The following is a 15300-nucleotide window of genomic DNA, read 5'->3' as shown; positions in this document are numbered from 1 at the left end:
ATCAGAAAGTGCTTTGCCAGTTGAGCGCCAGGCTGCGACCCGGCGCCTGGATTTCCTGGCCGGACAAACCTTCGGTCAGGTGCTCGTGGTAGGCCTTGTCGGCCAGGTTTTTCAGCGCGATGCGCAGGCTGTTCTTCGTCCAGCGGTAAGTCAGGCCGAGATCGGCCGTGCCGAAGCCCGCTGTCGCGTTCTCCGTGCCGCGCGCGAAGAGGCGCGCCACGCGGTCCTGGCGCTTGACCATGCGCAGCGTGGCGTCGCCGTTCCAGCCGCCGGCGATGCGGCCCTGCCAGCCCAGCGAAGCTTCGTCGGCCGGCATCTGGAACAGCGGCTCGCGCAGGTCGTCGTTTTCGCCACGGATGCGCGAGTAAGCCGCCGTCAGCCACTGCTGGTTCACGACTTGCCAGCGGCCCTGGAATTCCAGGCCTTTGAGCGTGGCGCGACCGATATTCTCAGTTTGCTTGACCGGCAGGCCGGCATTCACAGCGCCGGTGACGCGGCCCGTGATGTAATCGCTGATGCGGCTGCGGTAGGCCGACAGGCTGTAGCTGAAGCGGCTGTCCTCGCCCTTCAGACCCAACTCGAACTGCGTTGCCTTTTCGGGCCGGATCTGCGGATTGCCCACGTAGTAATAGCCGTCGCCGCGCGGCGAAGCTTCGAAGCGCTCGCGCATCTCGCCGGCGCGGAAGCCGCGCGACAGATTGGCGTAAGGACGCAGCAGCGGCGACACTTCGTAGATCGCACCCAGGCTGCCGGAGGTAGCATGGTCGCTGCGCGCAAGGCCATTGCGTACCGCGCCATTGCTCATCGACTCGGCCGAGCCTTTGATGCGGTCGTAGCGCAAGCCCGCCAGCACATTCAGCTGGCCGAAGCGCGCGTCATCCTGCACGTACAGGCCGAGGGCGTCGATCTTCCCGTCGCGGAAAGGATCGTTGCGCACATGGTTGTTGAACAGCGGCGGGTTGTTGTTCAGATAGCGCTCCGGCGCGGCCTTCATCTTCCATGCGTTCACGCCGAAGGACAACAAGTGCTGGGGATGGACCAGCCAGTTGGCACTGGCGTCCAGGCCATCGGTGGTGAAGGTGACGTCAGTCTCGCTCTGGTTGCGGCCCAGCGCGGCGGCATAAGCCTGGATCTGGCGGCGCACTTCCTGGCGGTAGGCGCGCACGTCGAAATTCAGGGTGCCGCCATCCTTGCGGCTGTAGCCAACTTCGGCCAGCTTGCGCTCCTGCTTCGGCGCGCGTACCGTCACCACGCCCAGCGCGGGCGGCGTGCCGGGTTTGGCCGAGCCGGGATACCACACGTCGTCGTCGCGGTGTCGCTGTAGCGATACGCGCAACTGCTGGTTGGCGTCGATGCGAAAGCGGTATTGGCCGATGAAGCTGTCCGAATCGTAGCCGCTATGCGCCACCTCGCCTGCCGGGCTGCGGTAGTCGCCGATGCGGGCGATAGATGCGCCCAGCATGAAGGCATGGTCGCCCTGCGAAAGATTGGCGATGGCCGCCGCGCGTAGCGCATCGCTGGCGCTGTCGCCACCCATGCTGGTGCTGATCTGCGCGCCCGGAACGAATTTGGCCTGCGGCGTCAGGATATTGATCGCGCCGCCCATGGCGCCCGCGCCATACAACACCGAGGCTGGGCCTTTCACCACTTCCAGCCGATCCGCCAGTCCCAGCGACAGCAGGGAGGCGATGGCGCCCGCAGGCTGGGCCGAATTAACGCGCATGCCGTCAATCAGCAGGGCGATGCTTTCCTTCTTCAAGCCACGGATCACCGGATTTTGTCCCTGCGGCCCGTCGCTGGCGACCGCCAGTCCCGGCACGCCGCGCAGCGCATCGCCGGCGTTGGCCGCGCCGCGCGCCATCAGCTCGTCGCGGTTCAGCGAAACGGCGGCCAATGGGGTTTGCAGGTCTTCGCCGGCATAGCCTTTGGCGGTGACGGTGGTCAGGGGCAGGGTGCTTTCCTGCGCGGCCGCTTCGGCGGCCAGCAGGCTGCAACCGGCCAGCAGGCCGGCGGCGATGGGAGAAGGTAGACGGGACATTGGACGGCTTCTTTCTATTGACGCAGATGGAATCCTACTCGCGGCGGGGCGGGTTTTTGAATGATGTGTATCAAGCTTCCGGCACGTAGACGATGGAACCGTCCTTCATGCGGTAGGCAGTGCCCGCCTTGGCGCCTTCGCCCTGGCCGATATTGCCGCTGCTTTTATAGTGTTCGATCTTCTCGCCCTTTTTCACCATCACTTCCATGGTGGGCTTGCCGGCGTCGGTAATCACGGTGACGTCCTGGCGGCTGAAGGCGTTCAGCATCGGGTTCTTGGCGACCACGATCAGCAGCGCGGCGATGATAACGAGGAAGACGTCGATCAGATTGACCACGGAGAGGATAGGGTCTTCGGTTTCCGGTTCATGCAGCAGCTTCATTGCGCTTTCTCCCCACGCAGGCTGTCGATTTCCAGAATTTCCTCGGCCAGCCAGCGGCGGCGCACATTCACCACCAGGAAGGTGGCGGAAGCGGCGATCAGCGCCAGGATCACGGCGGAGAAAGCTACCATCAGGTTTTGCGACACCGCGCCCAGATTGCCGTCCGAGAGCGATTTCATGGCCGGCCCCATGGGGATCATGGTCGCCACCAGCCCCAGCATCGGTGCGATGCGGGTGGCGATGCGCGCCGCTTCGAGCTGTTTGTGGGCGCGCACATCGAGTTCGTCGGCGCTGGCATGGCGGTTGCCGCGCCACCATTCCAGCAGCGGGCGGCCCTGGCCACGGCGGCGCTGCAAGGCCTGCACGGCAAAGCCGCCCAGGCTGTAGCAGCTGTAGAGGAAGAGCAGGGCGATCAGGGCCAGCGTGGGCAGCAGGAAAATCTGACCCAGCTGGTACATCAGGGTTTCAATCAGGATTTGCATGGTTGGTCTTTCAACGTTAGATAGCGGATGGGGAACGGGCCTGGCGCAGCGCGCCGGCCAGCAGGGCGCCCAGCATCATGGCCAGCGCCACGGGTAGGGGTTGCGGCTTGGGCGGTTGCGGTGTCGCGATTTTTTCCAGCTGCATGCCACGGATGGGCGGCGGTGCGGGTGGTGCCGGCGGCGCGGCTTCGGCAGGCTTGGCCTGGGTGGATTTCTGCGCCGGCGCTGGCGGCGCGGCGCGCGCCACGGCTTGCGCCGGCGCGCTGCCCTGCAGGCCGAAGCCCGGTGCGACGAAGGCCTGGAACTGCGCGTTATCCGTTTTCACATCATGGCGCGCGGCCAGCTCGCGCCAGCGTTCCTTCAATTCCTGCACGGTGGCGGCATCGGCCTGCCAGTAGCCCTTGCGCGCTGCTTCCAGCATGCGTTCGATGGTCTGTGCCATCGCATGCGGGTTGTCGCGCTCAAACCAGTCGCGGATGCCAAGTTTATGCTTGTCGCGCACATACACATCAACGAATTCCTGCCACTGGTCGTCGCGCACGGTTTCGCGCGCCACGGCTTGCCAGCCCCAGAAATTGTTGACCGAGTCCAGCACTTGCAGCGTGCCGGAATAGCCTTCCGCCATCAGGCCTTTGATATAGCCGGGATGGAAATTGCGCGTCGCCAGCTCCTTGGCGAGGAAGCCGGCCGCGCTTTCCACCCGGCCGCCGCTTTGACTGCTGTCGCGCAGATTGGAGATGTACAGCTCCGGCGCCTTGCCGTCGAGGTGGCGCACGGCCAGCGACAAGCCGCCCAGGTACTGGAAGGGATCGTCGGTGGTCAGCATGCCGTACAGGTTCGAAGTGCGCGACAGCACCGCGCCCTCGGTGCCGCGCAACGCCTCGGCATACAGGTTCAATTTGCTGCCGGCCTGGCCCCAGCGCGCCTCGTCCGGCCCGTAGGCGTACTGCATGCGCGACAGGTATAGCTCGGCCAGTTTGCGGTCGCCTTCCTCCTTGCCCTTCCAGGTGTCGCTGGCGAGGGTGGCGTCATCCAGGCCGCTGCCATAGCGGCCCGATTCGGAGGAGAAGATGCGGGTCTGGGCCGCGTTCAGGCGTTCCGCCTCCGGTACACCCGCCTTGGCCAGCGTGGTGGCGATGGCGCGCGTGTTGGCGAGCACGGGATTGTCATCCTCCTGCGCCTCGGCCGCCAGTCGCACGGCTTTCGCCAGTTGGCGCATGGCGTTCGGAAAGTGGTCGCGATACAAACCGGTGGCCGACAGCACGACATCCACACGCGGCCGGCCCAACTGGCCGCGCGGAATGAGCTTCACGTCCACCACGCGGCCGCCCGCGTCCCATACCGGTTCCACGCCCAGCGCCCACAGCGCCTGCGCTTCCAGGATGCCCTGGTGGCGCATGGTTTCCACCGACCACAGGGAGAAGGCCAGCTTTTTCGGGAGCTGGCCCTTGGCCTTGCGGTGCGCGGCCAGCAGGTTGTTCAGCGCATCCTTGCCCGCGCTCCAGGCTTGCTCGCTCGGCACGCGCGAGGGGTCGAAGCCATACAGATTGCGGCCGGTCGGCAGCGCGTCCGCATTCTTGATCGGATCGCCGCCGTAGGAGGTGGCAATGTGGCGGCCATCGAGGGCGGCAAGCATGCCCGCCATTTCCTGGCTCGCGCCCAGCGCCGCGTAGTAGCCCTGGCCACGCTGCAGCAGGGCGGACAGACGCTGGTCTTTGACTTCGCTCAGTGGATGGCCTTCGACCACATAGCGGTGCAGCAGGCGGTAAGGCGCCGATTCGGCCAGCTTGCGGTAATCGTCGACGAAGACTTCGTCCTCTTCATCGCCGGGCGCCGCCGCCAGCTTCCAGTACTGCTTACCCAGCATCAGCATCACGGTGCCGAGGCGGTGCAGCTCCTGGGGCGCGCTGCCGAAGCTGTGCAGGCCGAGCGGCTGGGCCGTTTGCGCCACCTCGTGCAACTGGCTGTGCAGAGCATCCACGAAGCCGGGGAAATCGGTGGCGATGCGTTGCGCATCCCAACCCATATCCTTGTCGATGCGCTCGGCGCGTGTGGCGCGCAGCAGGTCCTCGGCCAGCTTGTCCTTGACGGCGCCGGCGTCCTGGGCCAGCCAGGCATGCAGCAGGTCGTGCAGCTTCGAGAGCGCGTCGTGCAGGCCGGCCGGTGCGAAAGGCGGCGTTTGGTGCGTGATGATGACGGCGCGGCCGCGGCGCTTGGCTTGCACCGCTTCGCCGATATTGTCCACGATGTAGGGATAGACCACCGGCACATCACCGATCGCCAGCAGCGGATAGTCATACACCGACAGGCCGCGCTCCTTACCCGGCAGCCATTCCTGCGAACCGTGGGTGCCGTAGTGGATCAGCGCATCGGCCTGCTGGCTCTGGCGCGCCCACAGATAGGTGGCCAGATAGAAGTGCGAAGGATCGGCCTTGGTGCTGTGGTAGAGCGCTTTCTCCTTGCCCTCCCATTTCTCGCCGCGCGGCGGCTGCGGCAGGATCACGATATTGCCGAACTTCGCGCGCGGCACGACGAAGAAGGCTTCGCCACCGCGCTTGACGACCATCGACGAGCGTTCCGGCTCGCCCCAGCGCGTGTTCAGCGTCTGCCTGACCGGTTCGGGCAGGGTACTCAGCCAGGCGCGGTAAGCCGATACCGGCAGCAGCTCGGCCAGGCCATCGCGCAGCAAGCCTTCCAGCGTATCGTCGCGATAGAAAGGCGCGAGCAAGCGTTGCAGCGAGGCGGTCAGCACTTCCTCGTCCTGCGGCTGGGTGCCGTATCCGGCGGCGTGCAGCGCGGCCAGCGTGCCGGACAGGCTGCGCGGCAGGTTCAGATAGGAGGCCGAGAGATTCTTCTCGCCCGGCGGATAGTTCCAGAAGAAGATGGCCAAGCGCTTCTCGCCATTCGGCGTGCGCTGCAGGCGCACCAGCTTGAGCGCTTTTTCCACGATGGCTTGCGCCTGCGCCGGAATCGGCAGGATCTGGTCGTCGCTCTTGCGCGCCGCGCCCGTGACCATGGCGTCCACGATGCCGGCATATTCGCCCTGGGCCAGGTAGAAGGGCACGTCCATCAGCTGCACGCCTTGCGGATCGGCGGCCCAGGCGGCGGCATCGCCCTTGCGGTAAGGCGTGGCCTGGATCACGGGAATGCCGAGCGCCTCGAATTCCTGCTTGCGGCCTTCGGGATTAAGCATGATCTGGCTGTTGATGATCACGTCCGGCAGCGCCTTGCCATCAATACTCATGGCCGGCGCCATCGGCGTCATGGCCGGGCCATAGAAGGGCAGGGCGATCGCGCCGCCGGCCTCGATGCGCGCGATCAGGTCGTCGATGAAGGCGGTCTGCTCGGCGGCGATATAGGACTGGTGCAGGGCGATGCCGACGATGACGGGCTTGCGCTCCATCCGCGCGCCCTTCCAGCGCAGGTAGTCGGCCGCGCTGGCGAAGATCTTGCCGGGCGCTTTCGGATGGTAGAGCGCGGCCTTGGGGAAGACGATGGGCGGCGCAATGCCGTCCAGGCTCTTGCCGCCCAGATGCGCCGTCAGCGATTGCAGGAAGCCAGTGTAATTGGCGCTGCTGCCGTTCACGTAGTAAGCGAGCAGGCGGCGCGCCAGCGGCTCCGGCAAGCCTTGCCAGGACGGGCTTTGCTCGTGCAGCCAAAGGGAGGGCGCTTTCAGGCCCGGCAAGGCGCGCGCCAGGCGCAGCTTGCCGAATTCGCGCATATGGTCGCGCGGCAGGTCGAACAGCACCGCATCATAGCCGGCGAACAGCGAGGCGTCCGGCTCCGATGGCAGTTGTTCGATGAAGCGCACGTCGACGCTGGCGCCGACCGGCTTGCCCAGCTGCGCGAGCAGCTGGAATTTGCCGGCGGGCGTGGGACTGGTGGTCAGAAACAGCAGCCTGGCGGCGTTGGCCGCGCCGCTGCCGCACAGCAGCAGCACGCAGGCCAACAGGCAGCGGGGTAAGAGCTTGCGCATGATCCGGCCTTAGAACTGGTAACTTAGACTGGCCGACAGCTTGCGTCCCGGCTGGGTGTAGAAGTCCGCTCCCGTCAGGTCGCGCCCCTCGCTCTGGCGGATATCGCTCCACAGCCAGTATTTTTTATCGGTCAGATTGTTCAGCGCCAGATTGATCTGTGTGCCTTTCATCGGACGCCACCACAGCGCCAGGTCGCTGACGCCATAGCCGGCAGGGCGGAACCAGGCGCCATCGCTATCGTCGGTGCGCGTCACGGCCTTGGCGGCGCGCAGGCGCAGCTCGGCGCCCCAGGCGCCCGCATCGTGCAGCAGGCCGGCGCTCAGGCGCTGCGGCTCCACCGTATTGAGTGGCTGACCGTCGGAGCGGTTGTCGCCGCGCGCCACGGCCACCGAGCCGTCGAGTTTCCAGCCCGGCGCAACGTCCCACACGGCGCGTGCTTCGGCGCCGTGAATGCGCACCCGCGACAGGTTCTGGTACATGCTGGTCATGCGGATCGGCGCCGGCACGCAGCGCGGATCGCTCGGGCAGTTCAGCTGCACGCTGGCGATGAAATCGCGGTAGCGGTTGTCGTACAGGGCGACCTGGCCGCGCAGCTTGTCGGCGTTCAGCTTCAGGCCCACTTCCAGGCCGACGCTGGTTTCGGCCTTGAGATCGGGATTGGGAACGATGCTGTACATCTGCGAGTTGTTGCGGAAAGCGCCGTTGACCTCTTCATAGTTCGGGACGCGGTAGCCGCGCGCCAGCTGGCCGTAAGCCGATACGCCGGGTTTGAAGGTCCACATCGCGGCCAGCTTGGGCGAGAGCGAGCCGTCGCTTTGGCGCGCCACCTTGCGCTTGATATTGTCCAGCACCGCCTGGGCCAGGGCGTCGACCTTGGGGGCGAGGCGGCGCCAGTCGTAACGCAGGCTTGGCGTCAGACTCAGGGAGCCGCCCGCCAGGCCGCTGATTTCATCCTGGGCGAAGAAGGCGATGGTGTCGGTATTGCCGATGGCGAAATCGCGCAGCGGGAAGATGTCGCCGGCCAGGTTCTTGCCCACCGTGCCGGTGGTCTGGTTGCGCACCGTGGCGTCGCGCCGCTCCTCGGTCTTCACGCGCGAGGTATCCACGCCATAGGTCAGCAGATGGTCCTGGCCGCCCAGTTTCAGGCCGCTTTCGAATTGCAGGCTGGCGCCGGTGGCGATTTGCGAGAACAGGAATTCCTGGTCGATCAGGCAGTTGTTCACGCCCACGGGGCCGGAGGCGGCGCAGGTGGCGCTGGTGCGTTCGCGCTGCTGGCGGTTGTAGTTCTTGGTATCCGAATCCTGATGGTAGAGCTTCGCGGTCAGGCGCTCATACCAGGCGCCTTGCGGCATATGCTGCCATTCCACGGTGCCGCGCAGACGGCGGCTATGGTCGTCGCCCGACATGGCGCTGACCTTGGGCAGGGAGGTGGCCAGGCGCAGCACGTCGACGTCGCTGTCGATCTTGCGGCCTTCCAGCGTGGCCGACAGCTTGTGGCCGGACGCGGGGCGGTAGGCGAACTTCATCAGCAAGCCTTGGTCGCGGATGTCCTGCGGGTTGGGCAGGCTGCGTTTGGCCGTGTGGCTGTCGTCCGATCCCATATTCTCGAAGGCGTGCGCGGTGGCGCGCGAGTAGCCCAGCAGCGCCTCACCCGACTCGCCGCGCCAGGCGCCCATCAGCGAATGGCGCAGCGCATCGTTGTCGCCATTGCGGCTGATGCGGTAGCGTGCCGCCGTACGCTGCCCGGGCGCCAGCAGGTCGGCCGGGTCCAGGGTCAGGTAGCCGACCACGCCGCCGATGGCGTCCGAACCATACAGGCTCGATGCCGCGCCGCGCAGGATTTCGACCCGCTTCAGAAAGTCGGGCGAGGCGCCGCCCGGCGCATTCATGGTGAAGTTGGTGGGGCCGCCGCCGTTGTAGAAGTCAGGCAGGCGCACGCCGTCGACCATCTGCGTCACGCGGTTGTCCTCGATGCCGCGGATGTTCACGCGGGTGGCGCCGAAGCGGCGCAGATCGCGCGCCAGCGCCACGTCGGCTTCATTGCGCAGCAGGTCGGCGGCGTCGCCCGGCAGGCGGCGCTCGATCTCGGCGCGCTCCAGTACGCTGACGGTGGCGGCCACGTTTTCGGCCGCCGTTTCGGTACGCGTGGCGGTGACGGTGATGGTGGACAGGGTTTTATCGGCGTGCGCAAGCGGCGCGCTCAAGGCGAGCACGAGCGCCGCGGCCATGGGTTTTTGCTGAAACATCTAGCCTCCGGTGGTGGGGACGAGTCCGGGCTGGCTGGTTCGGGCAGGCCGAGTGGCTGACGGTATCGATACGAAAGGAAACCGCGAGCTTAAATGTTAATGAGAACTATTCGCATTGATCTAGATCAAGAAAGCTGCTGTTGTAAGTTCCACTGTTGAGACAATTGGTGAGTATCCTCAAGTTTTTGTTTCCTATACTCCAAAAAAACCCTGGGCATGGCAGGTCGCGCCGTGCGCCAGGCAAACAACTGTTTGCCTGTGTTTGCGAACCCCAGCCCCTGGTTCGCGCATCGATTCCTTGTTCCCATATATAAGTGAAGGAAAAGCGTCATGCGCGTGAATTCTCCGGTCACCAATAATGAATTTGTCCTGGACGATGGCAAGACCATCGTCTCCACCACGGACTTGAAAGGCAAGATTCAGTACGCCAACCCCTATTTCATCGAAGTCAGCGGCTTCGCGGAAGACGAACTGATCGGCGCGCCGCAGAATATTCTGCGCCACCCGGATATGCCGGCCGAAGCGTTTGCCGACCTGTGGCTCACCATCAAGGCGGGCATGCCCTGGACCGGCATGGTGAAAAACCGCTGCAAGAATGGCGATTTTTACTGGGTGCTGGCGAATGTGACGCCGGTGATCGAGGGGGGCCGGCCGGTCGGCTATATGTCGGTGCGCACCAAGCCCAACCGCGAGCAAGTGCGCCAGGCCGACGACCTTTACCGTGAACTGCGCAACGGCAATCCGCGTGGCCTGACGCTGCGCCACGGCCAGGTGTTGCGTGGCGGCCTCGTCGGTAAGCTGGCGCGGCTGAGCCATCTGTCGCTGGCGCGCCACATTGGCCTGGGCCTGGGCGGGGTCAGCCTGATGCTGGCTTTGCTGGCGGTGGGCCTGTGGACCAGCGGCGACGGCAGTGTCTTGCATGGCTGGCTCAGCACCCTGTCGGCCGTGGCCGTGGTTGGAGCGTTGTATGTGTGGTACAGCCTGCACCAGGCGATTGTGATGCCGCTGCAGCAAGCCATCGGCTTTGCGCGCAAGATGGCGGGCGGCGACCTGACCGGGGCGTTGGACATTCCCCAGCACAACGATATGGGCCAGCTGCTGGCCGCGCTGCGCCAGACCAATATCAATCTCCACAGCATCATCGGCGATGTACGCGCCAACTTCGACGAAATCAAATTGGCCACCAGCGAAATCGCCAGCGGCAATATGGATCTGTCGGGACGGACCGAATCGCAAGCATCGAGCTTGCAGCAAACTGCCGCTAGTATGGAGCAACTGACTACCAATGTGCAGCAAAGTGCCGGCAACGTGGCCAGCGCCAATGAGCTGGCGGGACAGGCTTCGCGCATCGCCGCGCAAGGCGGCAACATCGTCTCGCAAGTGGTGCAGACCATGGGCGATATCAGCACATCCTCGCGCAAGATCCTCGATATCATCGGCATGATCGATGGCATCGCCTTCCAGACCAATATCCTGGCGCTGAATGCGGCGGTGGAAGCGGCGCGCGCCGGCGAGCATGGCAAGGGCTTCGCCGTGGTGGCCAGCGAGGTGCGCAGCCTGGCCCACCGTTCGGCCACGGCGGCCAAGGAGGTCAAACAGCTGATCGACCTGTCCCTCTCCAAGGTCGATGCCGGGACCGCGCTGACCAGCAACGCCGGCAGCACGATGAGCGAAGTTATCGAGTCGGTGGAGCGGGTTACCCATGTGATGGACGAGATTTCCTCGGCCACCCAGCAGCAAAGCCATGGCCTCGTGCAGGTCAACCAGGCGGTCAACCAGATCGACGACATTACCCAGCAAAATGCCGCCCTGGTGGAGCAGGCGGCCGCGGCGGCGCGCAGCCTGGCGCAGCAGGCCGAATGGGTGGCCCAGGCCATGGCGGTGTTCAAGCTCAAGGAAATTGCCGCGCGCCGAGGAATGCCCCAGGCGCACCCGCACGCCGCGTCGCCGGCCACGCCACGGTTGGAAAAAAACAAGTTCAAGCAACTGGCCTGACCCTCCCATCCCCGCCTTCCTGCCCAACTGTGGCTAGCTTGCAGCTAGCCACAGTTCTTCTGTGGATCAAGCTCAGCAAGCAGTGTAGAATCGTTATTCCATGTAAATAAAGCAATAATCTGGCTTGTCCGGAATCAATCTTTCACCCGCAAAACTATCGCCAAAAGCCCATGGCTGCGGGCTTGGCGTCACGCTGCCGTCATGCACAAAAGGCAGACTAATTTGCGACAAATTGCGCATTGAATAGTTTCAAGTAATGATATATAGTTAGCATAATTGCAAAATGTAATTCTTTTATGGAATTCGTTATGGACAAGGCAAAGGTTGTCGCAGTTGTTGGGCTGGGCTATGTCGGCCTGCCGCTGGCAGTGGAATTCGGCAAAAAGCGCAGCACCATCGGATTCGATCTGTCGGCCAGCAAGGTCGAGAATTACCGCCGCTTCATCGACCCGACCGGCGAAGTGTCGAGCGAGGATTTGCGCGCCGCCGAGCATCTGAGCGTCACCACCGACCCGGCCGCGCTGGCCGCCGCCGACTTCATCGTGGTCGCCGTGCCGACCCCGGTGGACATTGCCCATAACCCCGATTTCGGCCCGCTCGAAGGCGCCAGCAAGTCCGTTGGCCAGCATATGAAGCGCGGCGCCATCGTGGTCTACGAATCGACCGTGTATCCCGGCGCCACCGAAGAGATTTGCATTCCCATCCTGGAACAGCAGTCCGGCCTGAAATGGAAGCAGGACTTCCACGTCGGCTTCTCGCCCGAGCGCATCAACCCCGGCGACAAGCAGCACACCTTGACCACTATCCTGAAAGTGGTCTCGGGCGACGACGCGCCGACCCTGGACGCCATCGCCGGCCTGTACGAATCGATCATCACCGCCGGCGTCTACCGCGCCTCCAGCGTGAAGGTGGCGGAAGCGGCCAAGGTGATCGAGAACACCCAGCGCGACCTGAATATCGCGCTGATGAACGAGCTGGCCCTGATCTTCGACAAGATCGGCATCGACACGCTGGAAGTGCTGCAGGCGGCCGGCACGAAATGGAATTTCCTGCCCTTCCGTCCGGGCCTGGTGGGCGGCCACTGCATCGGCGTCGACCCTTACTACCTGACGCACAAGGCCGATATGATCGGCTATCACCCGCAGGTGATCCTGGCGGGCCGCCGCATCAACGACGGCATGGCTAAATTCGTGGCCGAAAAAACCGTTAAGGAAATGATCGCCGCCGGTTTCCATGTGAAGGGTTCCAAGGTGAATGTGATCGGCCTGACTTTCAAGGAAAACTGCCCCGACCTGCGCAACTCCAAGGTGGCGGACGTGGTGGCCGAGCTGCGCTCGTATGGCGTGGACGTGCATGTGCACGACCCGGTGGCCGACGCGGACGAGGCGATGCACGAATACGGCATCAAGCTCGATACATGGGAAGACCTGCCGGTGGCTGACGCCATCGTGGCGGCCGTGTCGCACAAGGAACTGCTGGCGCGCCCGCTGACCGATCTGGAAGAAAAATTGAACAAGGGCGGCTGCTTCATCGATGTGAAATCGCAGTTCGATCTGGCCGCCTTGTGCGAAGCGGGCTTTAACGTCTGGCGCCTGTGAGCGCGGCGGCGCGCGCCGCAACCGACAAGAACAGTGGAGGCATGAAAGCCGTGGGCAAGTTTGAGGAAATTCAGGAACACCTGCGTGGACAGCGCTACCACTGGCTGATCACCGGGGTGGCCGGTTTCATCGGCTCCAATTTGCTGGAAGCCTTGCTGAAGCTGAACCAGCGCGTGACTGGCCTGGATAACTTCGCCACCGGCCACCGCCACAACCTGGAGCAGGTGCAGGCGCTGGTGGGCGCGCAGGCCTGGGCCAATTTCGACTTCATCGAAGGCGATATCCGCCAGCGCGCCGATTGCGAACGCGCCTGCGCCGGCGTCGATTTCGTGCTGCATGAAGCGGCCCTCGGTTCCGTCACGCGCTCGATCGAAGATCCGCTGGCCACGCATGAAACCAATGTCACCGGATTCCTGAACATGCTGGTGGCCGCGCGCGACGCGAAAATCAAACGCTTCGTGTACGCCGCTTCCAGCTCGACCTACGGCGACCATCCCGGCCTGCCGAAAGTGGAAGACCAGATCGGCAATCCTTTGTCGCCGTATGCGGTGACCAAGTACGCCGACGAGCTGTATGCGGACGTGTTCGCGCGCTGCTACGGCGCCGAATCGATCGGCCTGCGCTATTTCAATGTGTTCGGTCCGCGCCAGGACCCGAACGGCGCCTATGCGGCGGTGATTCCGCAGTGGGTGGCAGCGCTGATCAAGAACCAGCCTTTGTTCATCAATGGCGATGGCGAGACGAGCCGTGATTTCTGCTTTATCGACAATGTGGTCCAGGCCAATCTGCTGGCGGCCCTGGCCAACGCGCCGCAAGCGGTGAATCAGGTTTATAACGTGGCGCTCAACGAGCGCACCAGCCTTAACCAGCTGTACCGCATGATGCATCAGCTGCTGCTGGACCGCTTCCCGCATCTGCAGGAGCACCAGGCGCAGTACAAGGATTTCCGTGCCGGTGATGTGCGCCATTCTCAGGCGGATATCGGCAAGGCGCAGCAACTGCTTGGCTTTAACCCCACCCACCGCATCGGGGAGGGACTGAAAGAAGCCATGGATTGGTACGTCCGCAATCTGGTTCGTTCCAATTAAAAAACGAATCCTGGAGAGGCGGCGTGGGGACGCGGCTCTCATCCAGAAGAATAGGGTTGTGCGGGAGGGAAAAATGCTAAGAATCTCAAACCACTACGTCTCTAAGGTCGTATTCAGCCTGCTGTTTCTGGAGGTGCTGATCCTGATCGGCTCCTTCTATGCCGGGGCCGGCCTGCGCTTTTTCGACGGCGAGGAATTCGTGCTGCCGAAACTCGACCATTTCTTCATGTCCGCTTGCGTCTTCGCGGCCGCCATTGTGTTCAGCATGAGCGCATTGGGCATGTACCAGATCAACTTCAATGAAGGCTTGCGCAATTCCTTCTTCTTCCAGCTCATGCCGTCCTTCGCCATGGGTTTTTGCATTCTGACCCTGGTGTTCTACCTGGCGCCGGAGCTGTATTTCGGGCGCGGCATCCTGGTCATGGTCTTCTTCTTCTCCGGCAGTGGCATTCTGCTGGCGCGGGTGATGTTCCTGAAGACTTCGGAATTCCACTTCCTCGAATCGCGCATCATCTTCCTCGGCGGCGGCGCGCTGGCCAAGGAATGTGGCGACCTGGCCCTGCGCAAGAGCTCCTACCGCAAATACGATATCGCCGGCTATATTCCCGTGCCTTCCGAGGATGTCTGCGTGCCGCAAGCGAGCCTGCTGCCGCTGGAAGAGGGGCAGTCGCTGGTGGCATTGGCCAATAAGCAGCGCGTCAGCGAGATCGTGGTCTCGGTGTCGAACCGCCGCGGCGGCGCCTTCCCGATCAAGGAACTGCTGGAGTGCAAACTGTACGGCATCCAGGTGACGGATGCGGCCACCTTCTTCGAGCGCGAAACCTGCCAGATCCGCGTCGACTCCCTGCAACCGAGCTGGCTGGTGTTCGGCGGCGGTTTTGACCAGAGCTTCATGCGCGCCTTCATGAAGCGCGCCTTCGACGTGATGGCCAGCCTCTTGCTGCTGGCGGTGTCGCTGCCGGTCATGCTGTTTACCGCGCTGTGCATCTTCATCGAAGACCGCGCGCCGATCTTCTACCAGCAGGAGCGCGTGGGCAAGGACGGCCATGTGTTCAAGGTGCTGAAATTCCGCAGCATGTTCAACGATGCGGAAAAAGGCGGCAAGCCGCAGTGGGCGGCGCGCAACGATCCGCGCGTCACGCGCGTCGGCAATATCATCCGCAAGCTGCGCATCGACGAGCTGCCGCAGATTTTGAACGTGCTCAAAGGCGAGATGAGCTTCGTCGGTCCGCGTCCGGAGCGGCCATATTTCGTCGAGCAGCTGACCGAGCGCGTGCCCTATTACAATGTCCGCCACAGCATCAAACCCGGCATCACCGGCTGGGCCCAGGTGCGCTACGGCTATGGCGACTCGGTCGAGGATGCGCTGCAAAAGCTGCAGTACGATCTGTACTACGTGAAGAACAATAGCCTGCTGCTGGATGTCCTGATCCTGATCGACACCTTCAAGGTCGTGGTGTTCCGGGGCGGCCGGTAAGCGGAGGGGCGGGACCG

The 15300-nt window shown here is 63.8% G+C and carries 9 protein-coding genes; 4 read left to right on the top strand and 5 right to left on the bottom strand.

Features of this window, described 5'->3' with window-relative positions:
* Window position 1 precedes the first annotated feature (1 nt).
* The 5 genes from FHS03_RS00600 to FHS03_RS00580 form a co-directional block, all read right to left on the bottom strand.
* On the bottom strand, window positions 2–2038 hold the full coding sequence (locus FHS03_RS00600) for a TonB-dependent receptor (RefSeq protein ID WP_183439101.1): 2037 nt from the start codon (window positions 2036–2038) through the stop codon (window positions 2–4).
* A 70-nt stretch (window positions 2039–2108) separates the two neighbouring features.
* Complete coding sequence (locus FHS03_RS00595; RefSeq protein WP_183439100.1) at window positions 2109–2420, bottom strand: DUF2149 domain-containing protein; 312 nt, start codon at window positions 2418–2420, stop codon at window positions 2109–2111.
* The gene (locus FHS03_RS00590) at window positions 2417–2902 is read right to left on the bottom strand and encodes a MotA/TolQ/ExbB proton channel family protein (protein WP_183439099.1); all 486 of its coding nucleotides are present in this window, start codon (window positions 2900–2902) and stop codon (window positions 2417–2419) included. Before FHS03_RS00590 ends, FHS03_RS00595 begins: the two co-directional genes overlap by 4 nt.
* A 16-nt stretch (window positions 2903–2918) precedes the next feature.
* Window positions 2919–6878, bottom strand: coding sequence for a cobaltochelatase subunit CobN (cobN, locus tag FHS03_RS00585; RefSeq protein WP_183439098.1), 3960 nt, complete (start codon window positions 6876–6878; stop codon window positions 2919–2921).
* A gap of 9 nt (window positions 6879–6887) precedes the next feature.
* The gene (locus tag FHS03_RS00580) at window positions 6888–9107 is read right to left on the bottom strand and encodes a TonB-dependent hemoglobin/transferrin/lactoferrin family receptor (protein ID WP_183439097.1); all 2220 of its coding nucleotides are present in this window, start codon (window positions 9105–9107) and stop codon (window positions 6888–6890) included.
* Between the two features lie 348 nt (window positions 9108–9455).
* Between FHS03_RS00580 and FHS03_RS00575 the strand changes: the two genes are divergently transcribed.
* The 4 genes from FHS03_RS00575 (at window position 9456) to FHS03_RS00560 (ending at window position 15283) form a co-directional block, all read left to right on the top strand.
* The gene (locus FHS03_RS00575; protein WP_183439096.1) at window positions 9456–11120 is read left to right on the top strand and encodes a methyl-accepting chemotaxis protein; all 1665 of its coding nucleotides are present in this window, start codon (window positions 9456–9458) and stop codon (window positions 11118–11120) included.
* A 308-nt stretch (window positions 11121–11428) separates the two neighbouring features.
* Complete coding sequence (locus FHS03_RS00570; RefSeq protein ID WP_183439095.1) at window positions 11429–12718, top strand: nucleotide sugar dehydrogenase; 1290 nt, start codon at window positions 11429–11431, stop codon at window positions 12716–12718.
* Between the two features lie 41 nt (window positions 12719–12759).
* A complete protein-coding gene (locus tag FHS03_RS00565) occupies window positions 12760–13806 on the top strand; it encodes an SDR family oxidoreductase (protein WP_183439094.1) in 1047 nt (348 codons plus the stop codon).
* A 73-nt stretch (window positions 13807–13879) separates the two neighbouring features.
* Complete coding sequence (locus tag FHS03_RS00560; protein WP_183439093.1) at window positions 13880–15283, top strand: TIGR03013 family XrtA/PEP-CTERM system glycosyltransferase; 1404 nt, start codon at window positions 13880–13882, stop codon at window positions 15281–15283.
* The last annotated feature ends 17 nt before the right edge of the window (window positions 15284–15300 follow it).

The sequence above is a fragment of the Pseudoduganella violacea genome (assembly GCF_014191875.1).
Taxonomy (GTDB): Bacteria; Pseudomonadota; Gammaproteobacteria; order Burkholderiales; family Burkholderiaceae_D; genus Rugamonas; species Rugamonas violacea_A.
Note: the sequence above shows the minus strand (reverse complement) of the source record. Positions and strands in the feature narration are given on the sequence as shown.

Excerpts from the sequence above, each read along its gene's own strand:
- FHS03_RS00600 (WP_183439101.1), bottom strand. The coding sequence starts at position 2,038 with ATGTCCCGTCTACCTTCTCCCATCGCCGCCGGCCTGCTGGCCGGTTGC.
- FHS03_RS00595 (WP_183439100.1), bottom strand. The coding sequence starts at position 2,420 with ATGAAGCTGCTGCATGAACCGGAAACCGAAGACCCTATCCTCTCCGTG.
- FHS03_RS00590 (WP_183439099.1), bottom strand. The coding sequence starts at position 2,902 with ATGCAAATCCTGATTGAAACCCTGATGTACCAGCTGGGTCAGATTTTC.
- cobN (WP_183439098.1), bottom strand. The coding sequence starts at position 6,878 with ATGCGCAAGCTCTTACCCCGCTGCCTGTTGGCCTGCGTGCTGCTGCTG.
- FHS03_RS00580 (WP_183439097.1), bottom strand. The coding sequence starts at position 9,107 with ATGGCCGCGGCGCTCGTGCTCGCCTTGAGCGCGCCGCTTGCGCACGCC.
- FHS03_RS00575 (WP_183439096.1), top strand. The coding sequence starts at position 9,456 with ATGCGCGTGAATTCTCCGGTCACCAATAATGAATTTGTCCTGGACGAT.
- FHS03_RS00570 (WP_183439095.1), top strand. The coding sequence starts at position 11,429 with ATGGACAAGGCAAAGGTTGTCGCAGTTGTTGGGCTGGGCTATGTCGGC.
- FHS03_RS00565 (WP_183439094.1), top strand. The coding sequence starts at position 12,760 with ATGAAAGCCGTGGGCAAGTTTGAGGAAATTCAGGAACACCTGCGTGGA.
- FHS03_RS00560 (WP_183439093.1), top strand. The coding sequence starts at position 13,880 with ATGCTAAGAATCTCAAACCACTACGTCTCTAAGGTCGTATTCAGCCTG.